The 17,352-nt window shown below is 35.2% G+C and carries 24 protein-coding genes and 4 tRNA genes; 12 read left to right on the top strand and 16 right to left on the bottom strand.

Annotated elements, in window-relative coordinates:
* Positions 1 to 34: 34 nt before the first annotated feature.
* Genes QF044_RS09600 through QF044_RS09580 form a run of 5 tightly spaced genes read right to left on the bottom strand, consistent with a single transcriptional unit; the run spans position 35 to position 3,360 of the window.
* Complete coding sequence (locus tag QF044_RS09600; RefSeq protein WP_307266236.1) at positions 35 to 394, bottom strand: DUF4180 domain-containing protein; 360 nt, start codon at positions 392 to 394, stop codon at positions 35 to 37.
* A 6-nt stretch (positions 395 to 400) separates the two neighbouring features.
* Entirely contained in the window at positions 401 to 1,252 is an 852-nt protein-coding gene (gene prmC, locus QF044_RS09595) for a peptide chain release factor N(5)-glutamine methyltransferase (RefSeq protein WP_307266234.1), read from the bottom strand.
* Complete coding sequence (gene yaaA, locus QF044_RS09590; RefSeq protein WP_307266232.1) at positions 1,253 to 2,011, bottom strand: peroxide stress protein YaaA; 759 nt, start codon at positions 2,009 to 2,011, stop codon at positions 1,253 to 1,255.
* A gap of 4 nt (positions 2,012 to 2,015) precedes the next feature.
* On the bottom strand, positions 2,016 to 2,717 hold the full coding sequence (locus QF044_RS09585; protein WP_307266229.1) for a CPBP family intramembrane glutamic endopeptidase: 702 nt from the start codon (positions 2,715 to 2,717) through the stop codon (positions 2,016 to 2,018).
* Positions 2,718 to 2,748: 31 nt separating this feature from the next.
* Positions 2,749 to 3,360: an L-threonylcarbamoyladenylate synthase gene (locus tag QF044_RS09580; protein ID WP_307266226.1), complete on the bottom strand. Its 612-nt coding sequence runs from the start codon at positions 3,358 to 3,360 to the stop codon at positions 2,749 to 2,751.
* A 102-nt stretch (positions 3,361 to 3,462) separates the two neighbouring features.
* On the opposite strand from QF044_RS09580, the gene QF044_RS09575 reads away from it, so the two are divergent.
* The 4 genes from QF044_RS09575 (at position 3,463) to QF044_RS09560 (ending at position 3,871) form a co-directional block, all read left to right on the top strand.
* Positions 3,463 to 3,535, top strand: a tRNA-Met gene (locus QF044_RS09575).
* Between the two features lie 39 nt (positions 3,536 to 3,574).
* Positions 3,575 to 3,647, top strand: a tRNA-Met gene (locus QF044_RS09570).
* Positions 3,648 to 3,686: 39 nt separating this feature from the next.
* Positions 3,687 to 3,759, top strand: a tRNA-Met gene (locus tag QF044_RS09565).
* A 39-nt stretch (positions 3,760 to 3,798) separates the two neighbouring features.
* Positions 3,799 to 3,871: transfer RNA gene (locus tag QF044_RS09560), tRNA-Met, on the top strand.
* Between the two features lie 299 nt (positions 3,872 to 4,170).
* On the opposite strand, the gene QF044_RS09555 is transcribed toward QF044_RS09560, so the two are convergent.
* From QF044_RS09555 to QF044_RS09520, 8 genes are all read right to left on the bottom strand, one after another.
* Complete coding sequence (locus tag QF044_RS09555; RefSeq protein WP_307266223.1) at positions 4,171 to 4,401, bottom strand: hypothetical protein; 231 nt, start codon at positions 4,399 to 4,401, stop codon at positions 4,171 to 4,173.
* 26 nt (positions 4,402 to 4,427) lie between these two features.
* On the bottom strand, positions 4,428 to 4,979 hold the full coding sequence (locus QF044_RS09550) for a GLPGLI family protein (protein WP_307266222.1): 552 nt from the start codon (positions 4,977 to 4,979) through the stop codon (positions 4,428 to 4,430).
* Positions 4,980 to 5,041: 62 nt separating this feature from the next.
* Positions 5,042 to 5,842 (bottom strand): GLPGLI family protein, encoded by an 801-nt coding sequence (locus QF044_RS09545; RefSeq protein ID WP_307266220.1) that lies wholly within the window; start codon positions 5,840 to 5,842, stop codon positions 5,042 to 5,044.
* Positions 5,843 to 5,918: 76 nt separating this feature from the next.
* Positions 5,919 to 6,089 carry a hypothetical protein gene (locus QF044_RS09540; protein ID WP_307266217.1) on the bottom strand — a complete coding sequence of 57 codons (171 nt, stop codon included), beginning with the start codon at positions 6,087 to 6,089 and terminating at the stop codon, positions 5,919 to 5,921.
* A gap of 275 nt (positions 6,090 to 6,364) precedes the next feature.
* A complete protein-coding gene (locus tag QF044_RS09535) occupies positions 6,365 to 6,607 on the bottom strand; it encodes an Ada metal-binding domain-containing protein (protein WP_307266215.1) in 243 nt (80 codons plus the stop codon).
* Between the two features lies 1 nt (position 6,608).
* Positions 6,609 to 7,322, bottom strand: a complete 714-nt coding sequence (locus QF044_RS09530) for a 2OG-Fe(II) oxygenase (protein ID WP_307266212.1) — start codon at positions 7,320 to 7,322, stop codon at positions 6,609 to 6,611.
* Positions 7,323 to 7,419: 97 nt separating this feature from the next.
* Entirely contained in the window at positions 7,420 to 7,641 is a 222-nt protein-coding gene (locus tag QF044_RS09525; RefSeq protein ID WP_307266210.1) for a hypothetical protein, read from the bottom strand.
* Between the two features lie 8 nt (positions 7,642 to 7,649).
* The gene (locus QF044_RS09520) at positions 7,650 to 7,850 is read right to left on the bottom strand and encodes a hypothetical protein (RefSeq protein ID WP_307266208.1); all 201 of its coding nucleotides are present in this window, start codon (positions 7,848 to 7,850) and stop codon (positions 7,650 to 7,652) included.
* 90 nt (positions 7,851 to 7,940) lie between these two features.
* On the opposite strand from QF044_RS09520, the gene QF044_RS09515 reads away from it, so the two are divergent.
* Together QF044_RS09515 and QF044_RS09510 are read left to right on the top strand one after the other, a co-directional pair.
* Entirely contained in the window at positions 7,941 to 8,387 is a 447-nt protein-coding gene (locus QF044_RS09515; RefSeq protein ID WP_307266206.1) for a GNAT family N-acetyltransferase, read from the top strand.
* 456 nt (positions 8,388 to 8,843) lie between these two features.
* Positions 8,844 to 9,398: a hypothetical protein gene (locus QF044_RS09510; RefSeq protein ID WP_307266203.1), complete on the top strand. Its 555-nt coding sequence runs from the start codon at positions 8,844 to 8,846 to the stop codon at positions 9,396 to 9,398.
* A gap of 63 nt (positions 9,399 to 9,461) precedes the next feature.
* Here the strand turns inward: QF044_RS09510 and QF044_RS09505 are convergent, their stop codons facing one another.
* Positions 9,462 to 10,043, bottom strand: coding sequence for a hypothetical protein (locus tag QF044_RS09505; protein WP_307266201.1), 582 nt, complete (start codon positions 10,041 to 10,043; stop codon positions 9,462 to 9,464).
* 327 nt (positions 10,044 to 10,370) lie between these two features.
* Here QF044_RS09505 and QF044_RS09500 point away from each other — a divergent pair, with 327 nt between their 5' ends.
* The 4 genes from QF044_RS09500 (at position 10,371) to QF044_RS09485 (ending at position 14,410) form a co-directional block, all read left to right on the top strand.
* A complete protein-coding gene (locus QF044_RS09500; RefSeq protein WP_307266198.1) occupies positions 10,371 to 10,736 on the top strand; it encodes a BlaI/MecI/CopY family transcriptional regulator in 366 nt (121 codons plus the stop codon).
* A 6-nt stretch (positions 10,737 to 10,742) separates the two neighbouring features.
* The gene (locus QF044_RS09495) at positions 10,743 to 12,779 is read left to right on the top strand and encodes a M56 family metallopeptidase (RefSeq protein ID WP_307266194.1); all 2,037 of its coding nucleotides are present in this window, start codon (positions 10,743 to 10,745) and stop codon (positions 12,777 to 12,779) included.
* 60 nt (positions 12,780 to 12,839) lie between these two features.
* Entirely contained in the window at positions 12,840 to 13,745 is a 906-nt protein-coding gene (locus QF044_RS09490; RefSeq protein WP_307266191.1) for a GLPGLI family protein, read from the top strand.
* A 98-nt stretch (positions 13,746 to 13,843) separates the two neighbouring features.
* Positions 13,844 to 14,410 carry a sugar O-acetyltransferase gene (locus QF044_RS09485; RefSeq protein WP_307266188.1) on the top strand — a complete coding sequence of 189 codons (567 nt, stop codon included), beginning with the start codon at positions 13,844 to 13,846 and terminating at the stop codon, positions 14,408 to 14,410.
* Positions 14,411 to 14,464: 54 nt separating this feature from the next.
* Here QF044_RS09485 and fsa read toward each other — a convergent pair whose 3' ends face one another.
* Positions 14,465 to 15,118, bottom strand: coding sequence for a fructose-6-phosphate aldolase (gene fsa, locus QF044_RS09480; protein WP_307266185.1), 654 nt, complete (start codon positions 15,116 to 15,118; stop codon positions 14,465 to 14,467).
* Between the two features lie 192 nt (positions 15,119 to 15,310).
* On the opposite strand from fsa, the gene QF044_RS09475 reads away from it, so the two are divergent.
* Positions 15,311 to 15,796, top strand: a complete 486-nt coding sequence (locus tag QF044_RS09475; protein ID WP_307266182.1) for a YdeI/OmpD-associated family protein — start codon at positions 15,311 to 15,313, stop codon at positions 15,794 to 15,796.
* Between the two features lie 64 nt (positions 15,797 to 15,860).
* Here the strand turns inward: QF044_RS09475 and QF044_RS09470 are convergent, their stop codons facing one another.
* Positions 15,861 to 16,415, bottom strand: coding sequence for a tetratricopeptide repeat protein (locus QF044_RS09470; RefSeq protein ID WP_307266179.1), 555 nt, complete (start codon positions 16,413 to 16,415; stop codon positions 15,861 to 15,863).
* A gap of 194 nt (positions 16,416 to 16,609) precedes the next feature.
* Here QF044_RS09470 and pepE point away from each other — a divergent pair, with 194 nt between their 5' ends.
* Positions 16,610 to 17,302, top strand: a complete 693-nt coding sequence (gene pepE / locus QF044_RS09465) for a dipeptidase PepE (RefSeq protein ID WP_307266176.1) — start codon at positions 16,610 to 16,612, stop codon at positions 17,300 to 17,302.
* Positions 17,303 to 17,352: the final 50 nt, after the last annotated feature.

Raw genomic sequence — 17,352 nt, 5'->3', positions numbered from 1 at the left:
GAATGCTATTTTCCTTTCGCAGATTAATAACTTATCAGTTTCCAAGTCTTTTTAAAGCATCTTCCAGGGTATTAACGAAGTTGACATGTTTTGTGTTATTGCTTTCAAAAATAAAATCCCGGATACTTTTACTTTCATATTTTTCAAAATCACCCACAATGGCAAGACTTACACGGTAATTGGAGAACTTCTGCAGAATATCGCCGGCTATTTTTGTTTTCAGATCAAAGAATTCAGGAGTTATATTCTTTTCATAGATAATTACCTTATCAAAGCCCTGATAATAAATATTTCCAAGAAGATCCAGGCTGTCTTCAGTAGTATGGATGATCATTTCATCACTGATAACTTCAGCAATTTTAATGGTATCGATAAGATGCGTAACAATTTCCATGATCATCTATTTCTTTCCAAAAATAAAACGGTCATTTTCTGACAGATCCTTGATCAGTTGAGCCTCGAAGAAATGTTCAGTGTACAATGCAAGAGTTTCAGGGCCTAGCTTTTGATTGATTTCCAAAAATAAAAAGCCGTTATCATTCAGATGATCTTTGGAATCTTCTGCAATTTTACGGTAAAAAATCAGTGCATCCTGAACAGGGGAGAAAAGTGCCATTTTCGGTTCAAATTCCTTCACAGAATCAGCAATCTCAATTTCCTCTTCAATTCCAATGTAAGGAGGATTAGAAATAATGATATCGTAGTTTTCACTTAATTTTAAATTAAGATAATCACCATGAATGAAATTGATATTCAGCTGATGATGTTCAGCATTTCTTTTAGCCGTTTTCAGTGCTTTTTCAGAAAAATCAATGGATGAAATGTCTGCATTGGGGAAATATTTTTTCAGCACTAAAGGGATGACTCCGCTTCCGGTTCCGATATCCAGGATTTTTAAACCTCTCTTTTCAGGATTTAAACTCCGGATTTCACGGATCGCCATCTCCAGAAGCTCTTCTGTTTCAGGACGTGGAATCAAAACATGTTCATCCACGAAAAATACCATTCCGTAAAACTCCGTTTCTCCAAGGATTTGCTGATAAGGTCTGCCTGTTTTTAATTCAGATACTGCATGGGTCAGTTGTTTTTCATCATCAATAAGAAGTTCCTGATGAGAAAGTTTTCTCTGATGAAAAGCATCGAGACCTACAATCTTCTGTATAAAAACAGAATATAAAAACGTGCTTTCCGATTCACTATAAGATCCGGAAAGCTCTGTTTTGAAATATTTTTTGAATGCTGATATTGTCATTTATCTTGTGAAAACCAGTTTTGTATCTGTAGACTTTTCTTCATCAATCAAGTAACCTTCATAGTTAAATACCTTTACGTCATTTAAGGTCTTTGCATTAGTTTCTGCGCAGAACCTGACCATGAGACCTCTAGCATGTTTGGTGTAAACTACAATTGTTTTAAGCTTCCCTTCTTTCAGTTCATAAAAGTCGAAATCTATCACTTTATGATTTAGTTTTTTCCTGTCAATTACTTTTCCGTACTCGTTGCTGGCCAGATGAAGCAGGACCTCGCCTTTTTTCATTTCAGAATTCAGCTGTTCCGTGATCTTTTCTCTCCAGAATTCATATAGATTCTTATACTGATCAAATTCAAAATGACGTCCCATTTCCAATCTGTAAAGCATCACCTTGTCAGATGGTTTCAGCAGCCCGTAAAGCCCCGAAAGCATCCTGTAATTTTTCTGCAGATAATCGATGGCATTCTTATCAAGAGTTTTAGCATCTAGTCCTCTGTATACTTCACCGGTAAAAGCAAACATTGCAGGAGCGGACTCTTTTGCTGTGGGCTTATCTTTCCATTTTTGATTTCTCTCCCAGTTTTCATCGGCTAGTTTGGGAGAAATTTCCATTAACTCGGAAAGGTATTTAGGTGATTTATGCTTTAAAAAAGACTGTATAAATGCAGCTTCTTCGATGAATTTAGGAGTGGTGGATCTCAGTAGGTCTGTTGAATTTTCAACGTTCATCAGTTTCGCTGGAGAAGTTATAATTTTCATAATGTTAGAATACAGATAAATGTTTAATGTCAATAAAATTCATAATCATCATCGAAACAAAGTCATACATAAAGTGACAGATGATCAGAATCTTAATATTTGAATATTTTTTATAAAACAAAGCAAAAACGGTTCCGATAAAGAAAGGGATAATTACCTGTCCAATTGTTCCGTAAGTACTGTGGAGAATCCCAAATAACGCAGCAGAAACAAATATGCCCAGATAGGAGTTATTATATATTTTTTCAATTCTTGGCTGAACATATCCGCGCATCAGAAGCTCTTCCACAGCACCCGCCGTAAAGCAGGTAAAAATAATCAATAAATAATTATTCCTGAAAACAGATGCAATCTGAACCAGTTTTCTGCTCATCCCTTCCTGAGTTAAAAGCTGTATAATTAAATTCAGGAAAGCACTGCCGAAAGCACAGATCAGATACATTGCAATCACTGCTTTTATATAGAAAAATACAGGATAATTCTTCTCTTTCCACATTAGGAAATCATTTTTCTCTATGCAAAAATTATATAGAAAAACCAAAAGAAGAACAGTCCAGAGTGCAATCCTTGTATAAAAGAAATTAAGAGATGTAAATGCTTTTATTCCCGTAATGGAATAAATAACAGGGAAAGCATACAGCATTGCTGCAGCCAGAAGCACAAAGGTTAAAAGAATTCCTACTGCATATTTTCCGTTCACACTCATATCCTCAACGATTAACTCTCAGCTGTTAATCTTAAATAATTCCTTTTCCCTGACGGATAATTTCCGGTTCTCCCGAAGTAAGATCTACAATAGTAGAAGCTATATTATCACCATAACCGGAATCGATCACAATATCTACCAGATGATCGTATTTTTCTGCGATCAGTTCAGGATCAGTAGAATATTCAATGATTTCATCATCATCCTTGATAGATGTTGAAGCGATAGGGTGACCCAGTTTTTCTACAATTAGCTGCGGAATTGGATGGTCAGGCACACGGATCCCAATAGTTTTATGATTTTTATAAGCCAGAGGAAGGCTTTTGTTGGCATCAAGAATAAAGGTAAACGGTCCCGGAAGGTGGCTTTTCAAAAATCTGAACACCGAAGTGTCTATAGGTCTCGTAAAATCCGAAAGATGGCTGAGATCATTACAAATAATTGAGAATTGAGACTTTTCCAGCTTAACTTTTTTAAGCTGAGCCAGCTTTTCCATAGCTTTTATGTCGAAAATATTACATCCTAAGGCATAGATTGTATCCGAAGGATAGATAATCAGTCCGCCGTTTTTTAAGGTTTTAATAACCTCATTTATAAGATTTTCCTGAGGATTGTCAGGGTAAATTTTCAGTATTTTTGCCATAAAACAAAGATACAAATAATAAAATAGTTTTCATAAAAGTCCTTTATTTAAAAGAAAAATTAGGATTTTTAAAAAATAGCCGTATCTTTGCACTCACAATATCGCGGGATGGAGCAGTAGGTAGCTCGTCGGGCTCATAACCCGAAGGTCATCGGTTCGAGTCCGGTTCCCGCTACTAAGCTAAGTGCTTTCGGTAAGCACTCTAAAGATACACCGCGGGATGGAGCAGTAGGTAGCTCGTCGGGCTCATAACCCGAAGGTCATCGGTTCGAGTCCGGTTCCCGCTACTAAGCTAAGTACTTTCGGTAAGTACTCTAAAAATATACCGCGGGATGGAGCAGTAGGTAGCTCGTCGGGCTCATAACCCGAAGGTCATCGGTTCGAGTCCGGTTCCCGCTACTAAGCTAAGTGCTTTCGGTAAGCACTCTAAAGATACACCGCGGGATGGAGCAGTAGGTAGCTCGTCGGGCTCATAACCCGAAGGTCATCGGTTCGAGTCCGGTTCCCGCTACTAGAACAAAAGAAGCAATAAATTATTGCTTCTTTTTTGTTTTATATCTTTGATATATGAAATCGGAATGATCTGCAAATTAACAGAGAAGGTTTTCAATTAAATATTAAGCCGTTTCAAGATCAAATTTCAATCCAGAAAAGTAGTTTGGCTTTTTACTCGATTGGTCATCTTTTTAGTTCTTAGATTTTGCTTTGACATCATTCCATATTTAACGGTCCTATTATTTCTTCTGATTTCCTGATAACAATAACATAAATCTCAATCGTTCTGTTTTAGTATATACTTTCAGAACAAATTTACTTTTTAAAATCAACTTTATGGTCTAATTCTACGGGGTTATTATTTTCTCTTATTCGTTTTTGAGTACTTTCCGTCATCTGTTTTAAATTTATTTCCACTGGATTTCCTTTTTCATCAGTTACTTTATATTTTATATTTCTTGCCTTGATGTCTGCAAATGGATCCGAATAATAATCTCGTTGGATTTTTTCATAAGTCTCCCAGCTTATTTCCTTTCCCTTTCTCAAATAAAATGTTTTATTTTTATCAACATTTATGTCTTTATCAGACTAAAATCATAATCGTTTTTATCATCAGAAATTTTTATGATTAATCCTGGTAATCCGTGAAATATATAAGGCCCTTCTTGCAAGGGTATATTTTGGCTAAACCATGCTGTCCAATTTCTTTCACCATACTTTACTGTGGCTTTCTGGCATTCCATATCTCCAATTTTCATTTTTTCGGGGAGAACCTCCCAACTCAGCTTATCATTTACGTTGATATTATATAAGTCATGCATTGATAGAGTTGTTATACTTTTTTTGATACTCTTATTTATTAAGTTTTTAATGATATAAAGCTGATTAAGTGAAGTTTTTGGCCCGCCTTCCCAATATCCATTTTTCAGCATTAATGAATCAGCATATCTCTCTTTCTCTGATCGGAAAGCAGATTGACCTCCAATTATATCAAGATAATAATTGCTGGTTTCAAAAATTTCTTTATCCGGATTTGGCCTATGCCTAATTTCGTAAACAAACGAAACAAGCTGTGCCGACAAAATATTGGAAAGAAAAAGTAAAATAAAAAACAATTTTTTCATTGTAAAATTTAAGATCTTGTTCAACAAACTCAGTGAAAAATAAAAGCACCTTAATTGGTGCTTTATTTGTAATCTATCTTATGATTTAGCTCAATAGGGTTGTTTTGGTCTTTCATTTGTTTCTGAATACTTGCAGTAAGTTCTTTGAAGCTTACATTTATTGGGTTCCCTTTTTCATCTCCTACTTTAGTTTTTATATTCCTCGACTTCACTTCTGCAAATGGATCTGAATAATAGCCGCTTTGTAATTTCATGTACGCATCCCAGTTTATTTCTTTTCCCTTTCTAAGATAAAACATATTGTTTTTATCAGACTTTTTAATTTTTATAAGGTTAAAATCAAAATCACCTTGATCATCGTTTAATTTTACAATTAATCCAGGAAGTCCATGAAAAATATATGGTCCATCATGAATTGGATTATTTGGATCAAACCAAGCGATCCAATTTCGCCCACCATATTGAACAGAAGCTTTCTGACATTCCATTTCTCCTATTTTCATTTTATCGGGAGAAATTTTCCAGTCAAGTTTTTCCTCAATATTAACATAATACAAATCATACATTGCAGGATGGGTGACACTTTTATATACTTTATTGCTTATAAAATTTTTAAAGGAATATATATGATCAAAAGTTGGTTTGCGACTCTGCCAAAATCCGTTTTTCTGCATTAAGGAATCAGCAGCTCTGGCATTTTCTGACCTAAAAGCAGATTGGCTTCCCAAGACATCTAAATAATAATATTCTGTTTTAATTTCTTTTTCTAGGTTAGGCTTATATCTCAATTCATAAATGAAAGTAATATTTTGTGCTAATATTATATTCGATATAAACATGAAGATAAATAATAAGTGTTTCATGAGTAAACATTAAGTTATTATAAAAATAGAAAAAAAAAGAGATACTTTAGGTCTTTAAGCATTCATATCAAATTAATTACATACACGCATTATGGGACTCTTGTAATACACCATTTTGATAAGTGTACCAAAATCCACATTCTAATCCGTATTGTGCGCAAACGTCACCTGCTCCAGGCTGACAAAAGTCTCTACCTCCTTTAATAGCTTTTAAATCAGTTTTTGATAATTTTTTAAGATTTTTCATAATAAATATTTTTTTTATTGTCCAGTAAATGTATATATAATTTTTTATTCACAGTTACGGGAATTCATAATTTTCAAATTTTTTTTATTATGTTAATTTTCAATAAGATAAATTGAGATTTTTGTTCAAAATATTCAAAAGTTTTGTGGGAATCCGTAATAGTCAGATTCTCAAGAGTTATATTTTTACAAGAAAAATAAAAGATTTTATTAAAAAACTGCATGCTATTTCAATGTTGGAATAGTGAATGAAACAATTTCATCAAGGATAGAAACTTATTTTTTATTTTTCCATAACTTATATTCTGCCTTCAGACAGTGACCACAAGGTCGGTAATGATTTTGGAGTGCTTCTTTTTCAGATGTAAAGAAAATCCTGTTTTCATTTTTCATTTTTTTGCCGGAAGAACAGCTCAACAGACCGTAGATTTTTAATTTTTTATTTCCTCCAAAATTAATTTCCCCGGCTCTGATTCCACTTCTTAATGCAGTTTCAGATATTTCAGTATGTAGTTTCATATTAAGAGGCAGCATCATGAAAAATAATTCCCAATGTACAACGGCTGCCTTCTTTTACTTCACTCACACCGTGCTTCATATTTACTCTGTAATATCCTTTAGCTCCTTTTTCAGGTTTAAAATTGGTAGTAAAAATCAAAGCATCACCTTTCTTAGGATGAAGGACAATAGCTTTGGACTGTGCTCTGGGAATCTGCTGGGTAAGCACAAATTCTCCGCCTGTAAAATCTTTTTCGGGCTCATTTAACATCAAAACGAGTTGAATTGGAAAGTAAATATCTCCGTAAAGATCCTGATGTAAAGTATTAAAACCTCCCTTTCCATATTTTAAAATTAAAGGAGTTGCTTTCCGCTGGCCGTTGTTATGGCACTGCTGAAGTAATGCCGTATGCTCCAATGGAAAATCCATATCTATCCTAAGTGCCTTAAACCACGTATTGGCAACAGGAACGAGGTGCGGATATATGTTTGTTCTTATTGTTTGAATCAAATCTGGCAGGGGATAATTAAAGTATTTATATTCACCCAATCCAAAACGGTGGCGGGCCATAACAACCGTTTTGCGGTATAAGTCCACGTTGTCATAATCTGATTTTAATGCTTCGCATTCATTATCTGATAAGAAACCGGGTATCACGGCATATCCGTTTTGATGCAGGGCTTCAGTGACGTTTTGCCAGTCTATACGTTCAATTCTCCGGATGATGTTATTCATTATTTTACATTTTATAATGCAAATTTCTGAAGCTTAAGGCTTATATAAAATCCGAAACATGCTGTATTTTTTTGACTGACTTAAAATCCATTGATCATCAGAAACGATCCAAAGCTGTTTTTAAAAAATCTACTGTTATTTCTAATTCCTTCTCATCCATTGAAGCAAAACCAAACCGGAAAGCATTCAGTTTTTCGTCAGTGCGTAAAATTTTTAACTGTGGAATTTTTATTAAATGGCGTACAGGATACTCAGGTGACAATCTGATCCAGAAAGCCATTCCACCAGATGGCAGAACATAAGAAATATATGGACTCAACCTGTTTTTCAATAAAGCGTCCAGAAAGTCTCTGCGTTGATGGTAGATCTTTTTTCCAATGCTTTTGAAAGTTCCCGGGTTCCGGGAAGATGATAACGCGGTTTTAGCACACCGTTTCTTATGGCCATAATAATAGAAACCGCGATCTGTCTGTAAACTGCAATTTTGTTTTCTTTATCAATGTTGATGATGTGTTTGAACGGAAGCATACTGGACTATCAGTTGTTTAATATCTGGAGTACAAATGTAGTCCTATTTCAAAATACTTTTGCATTGTTAATTTAAAAATAATTACAGAAATGAATTACACAATTAAGAAAGCAGGCCTTGAAGACCTGAATGAAACTGCAGAACTCTTCAACCTTTACCGCATTTTTTACCGTCAGGAATCTGATATAGAAAAGGGGAAAACATTCCTTAAAGAAAGATTTCTGAATAATGAGTCTGATATTTTTCTGGCATTTACTGATGGAAAAACCATAGGTTTTGTACAGCTTTATAAGCTTTTCCACTACACCAGACTGCAGAAACAATGGCTTTTAAGTGATCTTTTTGTACATCCGGATTACAGAGGAAAAGGAATTTCCGTAGGGCTTATAGACCGAAGTAAGCAATGGTGTGAAGAAACGGGTGCCTGTGGATTGATGCTTGAAACAGAAAAAAGCAATGATATCGGAAATACCTTGTATCCGCGTTGTGGATTTGAGTATGATGGGCTTCACAATTACTATCACTGGTGGAAATAAGGTGTAGCAATCAGAAAATGGACATAAACCGGATCAAGCCATCAATCATGATATTGTTTCAAAAGTAGTATTACTTCTACAAAATGTTTTATTTAATTCTACAATATATTTTTTACCGGAACAGATCTGAAGCTTACTTTTGTAACGCTCAAATCAATCAGGTAACTGGTTGTAGAGTTTATTTATGTTTAATGATCTCCGCCTCATTTTCTACTTTTTCCCGAATGTTTTTATGATTAATACATAACAGCTTTCCTGGCGGAGATCATTTGTTTTTTAAGATTTTCATCCAGAATAGTATGATGAAATTTATTGTATATTCCCAACTAAAAGAGAATCACATCTGTGGTTCTCTTTTTTTTTCGGGCAACATAGCATAACAGTTTTTAGCTTAACTTAGTACTTAAAGATTTAAAGTTAAATTTTATATTATTCTGATCCTAAAATTCCTGGCCGATGGAAAATGTTATCATTTCGGAAAGAAAAAAATCAGTTATCACCGACTCCGTTTTATTGTTCATATTCGGAGCGGTCCCATTATTTTTTCTGGTGAAATGGTTAATTCTGGCAGAAGACGGGAAGATATTTATTATTTTTCTGATCATAGTAACCCTGTTTTTTCCTGTGGTAGTCATATCAGGCTATATTTGGGATGTAAAACAAAAAATAATTTTATCAGCAGACGGAATAAAGCTGTGCTACGGAAGAAATTTTGTTGACATTATGCATTTTGAAGGGAGCTTTACAATCCCTCCCGACAACCAGATTCCGTGGGACACCATATCAGGATTTGATATCAGCACCTATAAATCTCAGGTCCCGACCGAAGGGGGCGGTTATTCAACCTCCATAAAGCACAGCCTTGTTATTAAGCTGAAAAATAAAGACAGAAAGTTTCCCGATTTTGAACAGTTGACCAAGAATTATTATACTGTAAAGCTGGGTAAATTTGACCAGCATCCGGATACGATTTTAAGGACCTGTGAGGAATTTGAGCAGAATCTAGAATGAGAATGACTAAAAATAAAAATCCCGTTTTTTAAAACGGGATTCAGTATGTTGTGGTTATAAATATTATTGAGCTAACTGACCGAAGGGAGTAAGTTTGTTATCATCTGACATGGTCTGCCCCAAAAACTCTTTTTTCTGGTCACCTTTCATTCTTCCTGCAGCATCATTTGCATTAAGGTACGCTTCACTAAGCTTTGTTGTAATCTCAGCTGGTTTGAAATCGAATTTTATATCACCATCCACACCAAGATATCCGTTCTTTCTTGTCAGGTTTGAAATATAGTTTCCGTAGTTGATGAATGTATTTCTCAGGTATTGCGTATGATAATCCATACATTTTTTAGCTTTCTTGGAAGAATTGTTCAGGATACAGTTTTTCATATTATTTCTGTACAGGAACCATTCAGATTCCAAAATTCCGTATTCTTTTCCTAGAGCGGTCTTTCCGTTCGTAATGATATTATTGTCGCCCTCTTTATCAGCAATAGCCTGCAGATGCTTGATCACCAGTGGAACCGTATTTTCAATCTTCGTTTTGGTTTCCTTTAAAATGCTGAGATCCGCAGCGGGAGAGTTCTTCTTTTGAGCCGTAGTAACGTTAAAAATAAGCAGTAATAGTACAATCAATAAGTTATATCTTTTCATGAGAAATTTTTAAAGCACTAAAATAAATATATTTTCTCACTTTAAACAAATTCATTTTAATTTTATTTAATAAAAATTAACAAGTTTTAAGAATTTACAGCATAAAGACTACTTTTTCTGACAATTAAACAGACAATAATTAAAGTGCATTAAAAATTTAATATATTTTAATGAAATTTATGTAATTGATTTTCAATTATTTAAATCATTAAATCCTTTATCACTAAAAAAATAGTTGTTTGGTTCGATTTTATTTCTACATTTGTATAACTAATTTATTAGTGATATGAAATTTTGCATATCATTAAAGTAATAAAGGAAAAGGATATGAAAATTCAGAATTTGACAAAAGCGGAAGAACAGGTAATGCAGTATGTATGGAAACTGGAAAAAGGATTTCTGAAAGACATTCTGGATCTCTTTCCAGACCCAAAACCACATACCAATACGGTTTCTACTATTTTGAAAGTCTTGAAAGACAAAGAGTTTGTAGATTATAATGTATACGGAAGACAACACGAATATTTTCCTTTGGTTACCAAAGAGCAGTATTCGGGGAAGACAATGAAAAGTCTTGTGAAAAATTATTTCAAAGGTTCTTATAAAAGCGCAGTTTCTTTTCTGGTAGAGAAAAATGAAATGACGGTGGAAGACCTTGAAATGCTTCTGAACGAACTTAAAAAGAAAAACTAACTGACCATGGAAACTCTATTTCTGTACTTTGGAAAAGTAATTGTAAGCTCCGGTGTAATGTTTTTGTATTATCAGTTGTCTTTAAAGGACAAGACATTTCATCATTATAACAGGTTTTATCTGCTGGGTGCGATGATGATATCACTGTTGCTGCCCCTGATCAGAATAGATGATTTTACGATAGAAGTAAATAGCGACCTATATATGCTTCTTGACAAGATACAGAATTTTAATACAGAAAAAAACATAGACAATGGCCACATTTATTTTAGCATTATTTTTTCAGCTTTGGGACTGGTTTCTCTCTATTTTTTAGGAAAGTTGATTTTTGGGATTCTAAAGATCCAACGACTTAAGAAGAAGTTTCAAAAAGAAAGTTTTGACGGGATCAATTTTTACCGTACAGACCTGACAGAAGCTCCGTTTTCATACTTTAAAAACCTTTTTTGGAAAAATACCATCACCCTGAATTCTGATGTTGGTGAACAGATTTTAAAGCATGAAATGGTTCACATTGAGCAGAAACATTCCTTCGATAAGATAGGTATCGAAATTATTACTTCTGTTTTCTGGTTCAATCCGTTTTTTCATATCATTAAAAAAGAAATAAGCCTTATTCACGAATACCTGGCGGATAAAAAAGCCGTCAAACAATCGGACACCAAAGCATTTGCGCAGATGCTTTTAGCAAGCCACTTTTCCGGAAACCAGTTGCCTGCCACCAGTCCGTTTCTAAGTTCAAATCTAAAAAAACGACTCAAAATGTTACAAAAACCAAAAACCAAATTCGGATATGCGCGGAGAATTTTTGCACTTCCGGTTGTATTTTCAGTAGCTTTTGCCTACATGGTAAATGCCAAGAACAATGAAATTAAAGAAACAAATATAGCAATCAAGGAAGCTGTTTCCCAGATCAAAAGAGATACCATAAAACCTGAGAAAGCAGAAGCTATAGAACCTAAATTTCTAAAAAAATCTGCCAGCGAAAAAGAACTGGCTGAACTTGGAAAAAAGATCGAAGAAAAAAGTAAAGATTTAAAGAAGTTAAAACCGGAGAGCAAAGAATTTCAGTTGAAAATTGATGAGATCGGTGAACTTTCAGGTGAAATAGGAAGAATTACGAATTCCAGTGATTTTAAGAGAGATTTAGCGATTTCAAAAGAGGAAGCAAAAAGGATGAATGACTTTTTCAAATCTGATGAATGGAAGAATAAAACTAAAGACCTTGAAAGCCTTGGCGTAGAAATGCCTGACCTTTCAAATCTGAATATTGATTTTCCTGACGCCCCACCGGCTCCTCCTATGCCTTACAATTCTGCGAAAGTAAAAGTAATAAGGTTTAATGATGGTGCTTACCAAAGCTGGGATTCAAGAGATGCAAAAGTTTCAAAGAAAGCTATCCGTGCTGAAAAAGCAGCCAGAAAACAAGCTGAAAAAGCCGGCATAGAAGCCATGAAATTAAGCGAAAAAGCCAGGGCAATTGGAGAAGAAGCCAGAATAGCCGGAGAGAAGGCGAGAATTGAAGGAATGAAAGCGGCCAAAATAGCAGGATTACAAGGCCAGACTGCACGAATCGAAGCTATTAAAGCCGGGGAATTAGGAAGGATACAAGGGGAATCAGCCAGAGTTGCCGGAGAGGAGGCCAGAAAAGCAGGTGAAAGAGCTAGAATACAAGGAGAGAAGGCAAGAAAAATGGGTGAGAAAGCAAGGTTGGAAGCATTAAAAGGAATTTCAGAAGGCGCCAAAGGAAATGTCTACTTCTTCAGAAGTTCAAATTCTGATAAACCATTTTCAGGAAACAGAACCATGGAACTTCAGGCTGATTACATTAAAAAAGAATCTAATGGAACTCTTGCTTTAAACGGAGTAAAAAAGTTTAAGGTAAATGGCTGGGATGATACTAAGATTTTCCTGGATGGAAAACAGATCACCAAAAGTGAAATGGATGCAGTAAATCCTGAAAGTATTGCGAGTATTACCATTAATAAGACGGATGGAGCAAATATCAGACGTGGGGAAATAAGGATACAGACAAAAAAATAAGTACCAAAAAGCTTTGTTAATTCTATATTTACAGAGCTTTTTTATTAAATTCAAATTAGGATGAAAACAAAAATTTTATTTTTTCTGCTTCTGGGAATAGTAACAGGAGCCCAGACCAACAGATTTTTTTATGAATATAAATTCATTCCGGATTCCAACAATAAAGAAGAGGTGAAGAAGGAAATGATGCTTTTGGATATCAATAAAAAGGGATCAGCTTATTACAGCCGCGATAAATTTGTTGCAGATTCCACTTCAAAGGCGGATCTGGAAAAGCAGATCAGTACCGGCAGCGGCAGCATCAGTGTCAACAGGAGGGATGCCCCTGGCCAGGTTTCCTATAAAGTAACTAAAGACTATCCGGATTTTAAAACCTATCTTTTTACCAATGTCAGTACAGATAAGTATAAAATAAAAGAAGATAAAAAACCGGAGTGGAAGATTCTTCCTGACAAGCAGAAAATAGGTGAATACCATGCTCAGAAAGCAGTAACAAGTTATGGCGGAAGAGAATGGATCGCTTGGTTTTCCTCAGATATTCCTTTTCAGGATGGGCCGTATAAATTTTATGGACTTCCCGGACTGATTGTGAAATTAGAAGACAACACGGGTTCACATATCATGACACTCATAGGAAACAAAACGATACAGATTCCTGCTGAAGAAAAAGAAACCCAGCTTCCGGACAATATCAGAGTATTAGGTATGGGAGGGAAGGAACTTGAGATCACGAAAGATCAGTACAAAAAAGTATGGAAAGCTTATGTAAACGATCCTACCAAAAATATGAGAGAAATGATGATGAAAAGTGGGGGAGACTCCAATACAAAAATGGTATTCAAAATGAAAACTTCAGACGGAAAAGAACTTTCAGATCCCAACCAGGTTTTCAAGGAAATGGAAAAGAGAACAAAAGAAACCCTTCAGAAAAATAATAACCCGATCGAACCGGATCTGGTAAAATAATTTGCATTAATTGTAATAGAGAACAGGATGGTTATTAGTAACCATCCTGTTTTTTTGTTATTGTCGTATATTTAAATCTTAAACTTGAATCCAATATTATGACAGAAAAGGAAAAATGTGCAGCCGGACTTTTATATGATGCGAATTACGATAAGGAACTGATCAAGGAACGTATGGCTTGTAAAGATCTTTGTCTGGAATACAACCAGCTGAAAAATTCAGATACCCAAAACAGAAATAAATTGATTAAAGAAATTCTGGGAAGCACTAAGGAAAATATCTGTATAGAACCGTCTTTTTGGTGTGATTACGGCTACAATATTGAGACAGGAGAAAACTTTTATGCCAATCATAATCTGGTTATTTTAGACTGCGCCAAAGTAAAATTCGGGGATCATGTATTCATTGGCCCAAACTGCAGTTTTTATACTGCTGGACATCCGCTGGATGCCAAACAGAGAAATGAAGGCCTGGAATACGCTCATCCCATCACTGTTGGAGATAATGTATGGTTCGGAGGAAATGTCGTAGTCCTGCCGGGAGTTTCCATTGGAAATAATGCAGTGATAGGAGCTGGAAGTGTAGTGACCAAAGATATTCCCGATCATGCTGTTGCTGTAGGGAACCCTTGCAGGGTCATTAAAAATATAGAAGAAAACTTATAAAAGAAATCCCGAAACGAAAGTTTCGGGATTTTTATATTTAAATTACTTCAGCTATTAAGCCAGTTTCTGAGAATCTGCAATAAACTGAGCCAATCCGCTGTCCGTTAGAGGATGCTTCAATAAGCTCAAGATCGGAGGAAGTGGAGACGTGATCACATCTGCACCAATCTTAGCACAGTCGATGATGTGCATAGAATGACGGATAGATGCTGCCAGAATCTCAGTGTCATACATATAGTTGTCAAAAATTAATCTGATCTCCTGGATAAGATTTAATCCGTCTGTTGAGATATCATCTAATCTTCCTAAGAAAGGAGAAACGTAAGTAGCTCCTGCCTTAGCGGCTAAAAGTGCCTGCCCTGCAGAGAAAATAAGCGTACAGTTGGTTTTGATTCCTTTATCGGAAAAATATTTTAATGCTTTGATACCGTCTTTGATCATTGGGATCTTAACGACGATATTTGGGTGAATCGCTGCCAATTCATCACCTTCCTTGATCATTTCTTCATAAGTAGTAGAAAGTACTTCTGCCGAAATATCTCCGTCTACAAGTTCGCAGATTGCTTTGTAATGGTTATTGATCGCTTCATTTCCGCGAATTCCTTCTTTTGCCATCAGCGAAGGATTGGTGGTAACCCCATCTAAAATTCCAAGGTCTCTTGCTTCTCTGATCTGCTCTAAATTGGCTGTGTCAATAAAAAATTTCATTTCGTTCGATAGATTTATTCCGGCAAAGATAATGATTCCCTTTGTGAGTGGAAAATTTTAATTTTGAATAGATGGAAGATGGAAGATGGAAGATGGAAGATGGAAGATAGAAGATGCGGAAGACGTTTCATTACTTAATTTGTAATACACAACTAACAACTAAAAACCAGCAACAAAACCCTATCTTTAAGCATGGAAAAAAAAATTACCACCACACTGGAAATTATAGGGATCAATCCCTTTGTTTTTGTTCCTGAAGAAATCCTAGCTGAAATCTTCAAGCAAGCAGGGAAGGATAAAAGCCCGATCCCCGTGAAAGGAACTGTGAACGGTAAAGAATTTAAGCAAAACCTAATGAAATATCTGGGAGAATGGAGGTTGTATATCAATATGATTATGCTGAAAGATTCTCCTAAAAGGATTGGCGAAATGATCGAAATTTCTGTTGAGTTCGATGATTCAGACAGGACGATTTCCATTCATCCAAAACTGGATCAGGCGATCAGAGAAAATCCGGTAACGTTAAAGAATTTTGAAAGTCTCATCCCTTCAAGAAAATTAGAACTGATCCGTTATATCAACAATTTAAAAACGGAGGAAAGTATTCAACGGAATATTGATAAGATTATCTCGCATTTACTGGGCGAAACAGATTTTTTTGGTAAAAGAATTAATTGATAATAATCGTTTTAGATTAAGATATTAAAAGAAAAAACCGGATTTCCGGTTTTTTCTTTTTTAATTATGAGTTTAAAGCTTTACTAAGCTTAATGGCATCTTGGTTCGTAGGATCATATTGGATAGATTTAGCAATATGCTCCTTTGCTTTAGCAGGGTCAGTTTGCTGTTCTGCAAATGCAAGATAGAAATAGGCATACGCCAGATTTTTCTTATTTTGTTCCACTTCTGTAGGTTTTACAGTCGCGATATATTTTTCATAAGCAACTTTTGCATTGGCATCATCTTTAGCAGATTGATAAGCATAAGCCTGGCTGTAGTATGAAGGAGCCCAGTCCGGTAATAAAACAGATATCTTTTTCCATGTATCTACCGCATTTGTCCAATCTGAAGCCTCCTGGTATGCTGTTGCCAATTTAGCTAATGCATCCGTATCTTTTGGATTGGCTTCAATCTGTTTCTTTAGACCATCAATCACTGGATTAGTTCCTGCCTGAGCTGTAGTGGCTGTAGCGGTTGTGCTGTCAGTTTGAGTGGTTTGTGCATTGGCAAAACCTGCAGTTCCTACAAGTATAAATCCTAAGAAAAGGTTTTTGATGTTAATTTTAGTCATTTTCATAATCTTACATTTTAAAATTCTAAATTCTAAAATTCAATAATAATTCCAGAAAGACTTAAATTTTAGAAGCTTTAAGTTTTTTTAGAGAATATTAACGTATAGGTGTTTTTTTTAGCTTAATTTTTGATTCGTGGATGATTGAGTTTATCTTTGCCATTCAAATATTTTTTAATATTAAAATATAATTTTCCTGTATGAATATCATATTAGCGTCCACTTCCACACTTTACGGTGGAGAATATCTGGAATATTTAAGAGAAGAATTAATACAATTATATAAAGGAGTCAATGAAATTATTTTTGTTCCTTTTGCAAGACCCGGCGGTATTTCCCATGCCGATTATACGGCGAAAGCCCGTTCTTTCTTTGATACCATTAATATTAAAGTGAAAGGTCTTCACGAATTTGAAAATAAGACTGAAGCTCTGAACAACGCTCAGGGATATTTTACAGGTGGCGGAAATACGTTTTTACTGGTTAAAACCTTACATGAAGAAGGTCTGATGTCTGTTTTAAAAAATAATGTAGAATCTGGAAAAGCATATCTCGGATGCAGTGCCGGAAGTAATATCGGAGGTCAGAATATGAAAACCACGAACGATATGCCGATTGTTTATCCTCCGAGCTTTGACTGTATGGGACTTGTTCCGTTCAATCTTAATCCGCACTATTTAGATCCTAATGCGGATTTGAAACACAACGGAGAAACCAGAGAAACCAGAATCCTGGAATTTTTAACGCAAAATGACCTGAAAGTGGTAGGTCTTCGTGAAGGAAACTGGATCAGAAGAAAGGGCAATATAATTACTGTAGAAGGTAGCGAGCTTACGAGAATCTTTGAAAAAGATCGTGAGCCTTATGAGATAGAGTCCGGAAGCCAGCTTTAAGCTATAGAAACTGAACCTTTATTTTTATTATATTTGATCAGAAATTGAGT

It is taken from the genome of Chryseobacterium sp. W4I1, from assembly GCF_030816115.1.
Classification (GTDB): domain Bacteria; phylum Bacteroidota; class Bacteroidia; order Flavobacteriales; family Weeksellaceae; genus Chryseobacterium.
The sequence above is the reverse complement of the archived record's forward strand: the minus strand, read 5'-3'. Positions and strand labels throughout refer to the sequence as shown.

Excerpts from the sequence above, each read along its gene's own strand:
- QF044_RS09470 (WP_307266179.1), bottom strand. The coding sequence starts at position 16,415 with ATGAAAATGACTAAAATTAACATCAAAAACCTTTTCTTAGGATTTATA.
- QF044_RS09495 (WP_307266194.1), top strand. The coding sequence starts at position 10,743 with ATGGAAACTCTATTTCTGTACTTTGGAAAAGTAATTGTAAGCTCCGGT.
- QF044_RS09485 (WP_307266188.1), top strand. The coding sequence starts at position 13,844 with ATGACAGAAAAGGAAAAATGTGCAGCCGGACTTTTATATGATGCGAAT.
- QF044_RS09505 (WP_307266201.1), bottom strand. The coding sequence starts at position 10,043 with ATGAAAAGATATAACTTATTGATTGTACTATTACTGCTTATTTTTAAC.
- QF044_RS09580 (WP_307266226.1), bottom strand. The coding sequence starts at position 3,360 with ATGGCAAAAATACTGAAAATTTACCCTGACAATCCTCAGGAAAATCTT.
- yaaA (WP_307266232.1), bottom strand. The coding sequence starts at position 2,011 with ATGAAAATTATAACTTCTCCAGCGAAACTGATGAACGTTGAAAATTCA.
- QF044_RS09500 (WP_307266198.1), top strand. The coding sequence starts at position 10,371 with ATGAAAATTCAGAATTTGACAAAAGCGGAAGAACAGGTAATGCAGTAT.
- QF044_RS09600 (WP_307266236.1), bottom strand. The coding sequence starts at position 394 with ATGGAAATTGTTACGCATCTTATCGATACCATTAAAATTGCTGAAGTT.
- QF044_RS09510 (WP_307266203.1), top strand. The coding sequence starts at position 8,844 with ATGGAAAATGTTATCATTTCGGAAAGAAAAAAATCAGTTATCACCGAC.
- QF044_RS09515 (WP_307266206.1), top strand. The coding sequence starts at position 7,941 with ATGAATTACACAATTAAGAAAGCAGGCCTTGAAGACCTGAATGAAACT.
- QF044_RS09475 (WP_307266182.1), top strand. The coding sequence starts at position 15,311 with ATGGAAAAAAAAATTACCACCACACTGGAAATTATAGGGATCAATCCC.
- fsa (WP_307266185.1), bottom strand. The coding sequence starts at position 15,118 with ATGAAATTTTTTATTGACACAGCCAATTTAGAGCAGATCAGAGAAGCA.
- prmC (WP_307266234.1), bottom strand. The coding sequence starts at position 1,252 with ATGACAATATCAGCATTCAAAAAATATTTCAAAACAGAGCTTTCCGGA.
- pepE (WP_307266176.1), top strand. The coding sequence starts at position 16,610 with ATGAATATCATATTAGCGTCCACTTCCACACTTTACGGTGGAGAATAT.
- QF044_RS09490 (WP_307266191.1), top strand. The coding sequence starts at position 12,840 with ATGAAAACAAAAATTTTATTTTTTCTGCTTCTGGGAATAGTAACAGGA.
- QF044_RS09545 (WP_307266220.1), bottom strand. The coding sequence starts at position 5,842 with ATGAAACACTTATTATTTATCTTCATGTTTATATCGAATATAATATTA.
- QF044_RS09550 (WP_307266222.1), bottom strand. The coding sequence starts at position 4,979 with ATGAAAAAATTGTTTTTTATTTTACTTTTTCTTTCCAATATTTTGTCG.
- QF044_RS09535 (WP_307266215.1), bottom strand. The coding sequence starts at position 6,607 with ATGAAACTACATACTGAAATATCTGAAACTGCATTAAGAAGTGGAATC.
- QF044_RS09520 (WP_307266208.1), bottom strand. The coding sequence starts at position 7,850 with ATGCTTCCGTTCAAACACATCATCAACATTGATAAAGAAAACAAAATT.
- QF044_RS09540 (WP_307266217.1), bottom strand. The coding sequence starts at position 6,089 with ATGAAAAATCTTAAAAAATTATCAAAAACTGATTTAAAAGCTATTAAA.
- QF044_RS09585 (WP_307266229.1), bottom strand. The coding sequence starts at position 2,717 with ATGAGTGTGAACGGAAAATATGCAGTAGGAATTCTTTTAACCTTTGTG.
- QF044_RS09530 (WP_307266212.1), bottom strand. The coding sequence starts at position 7,322 with ATGAATAACATCATCCGGAGAATTGAACGTATAGACTGGCAAAACGTC.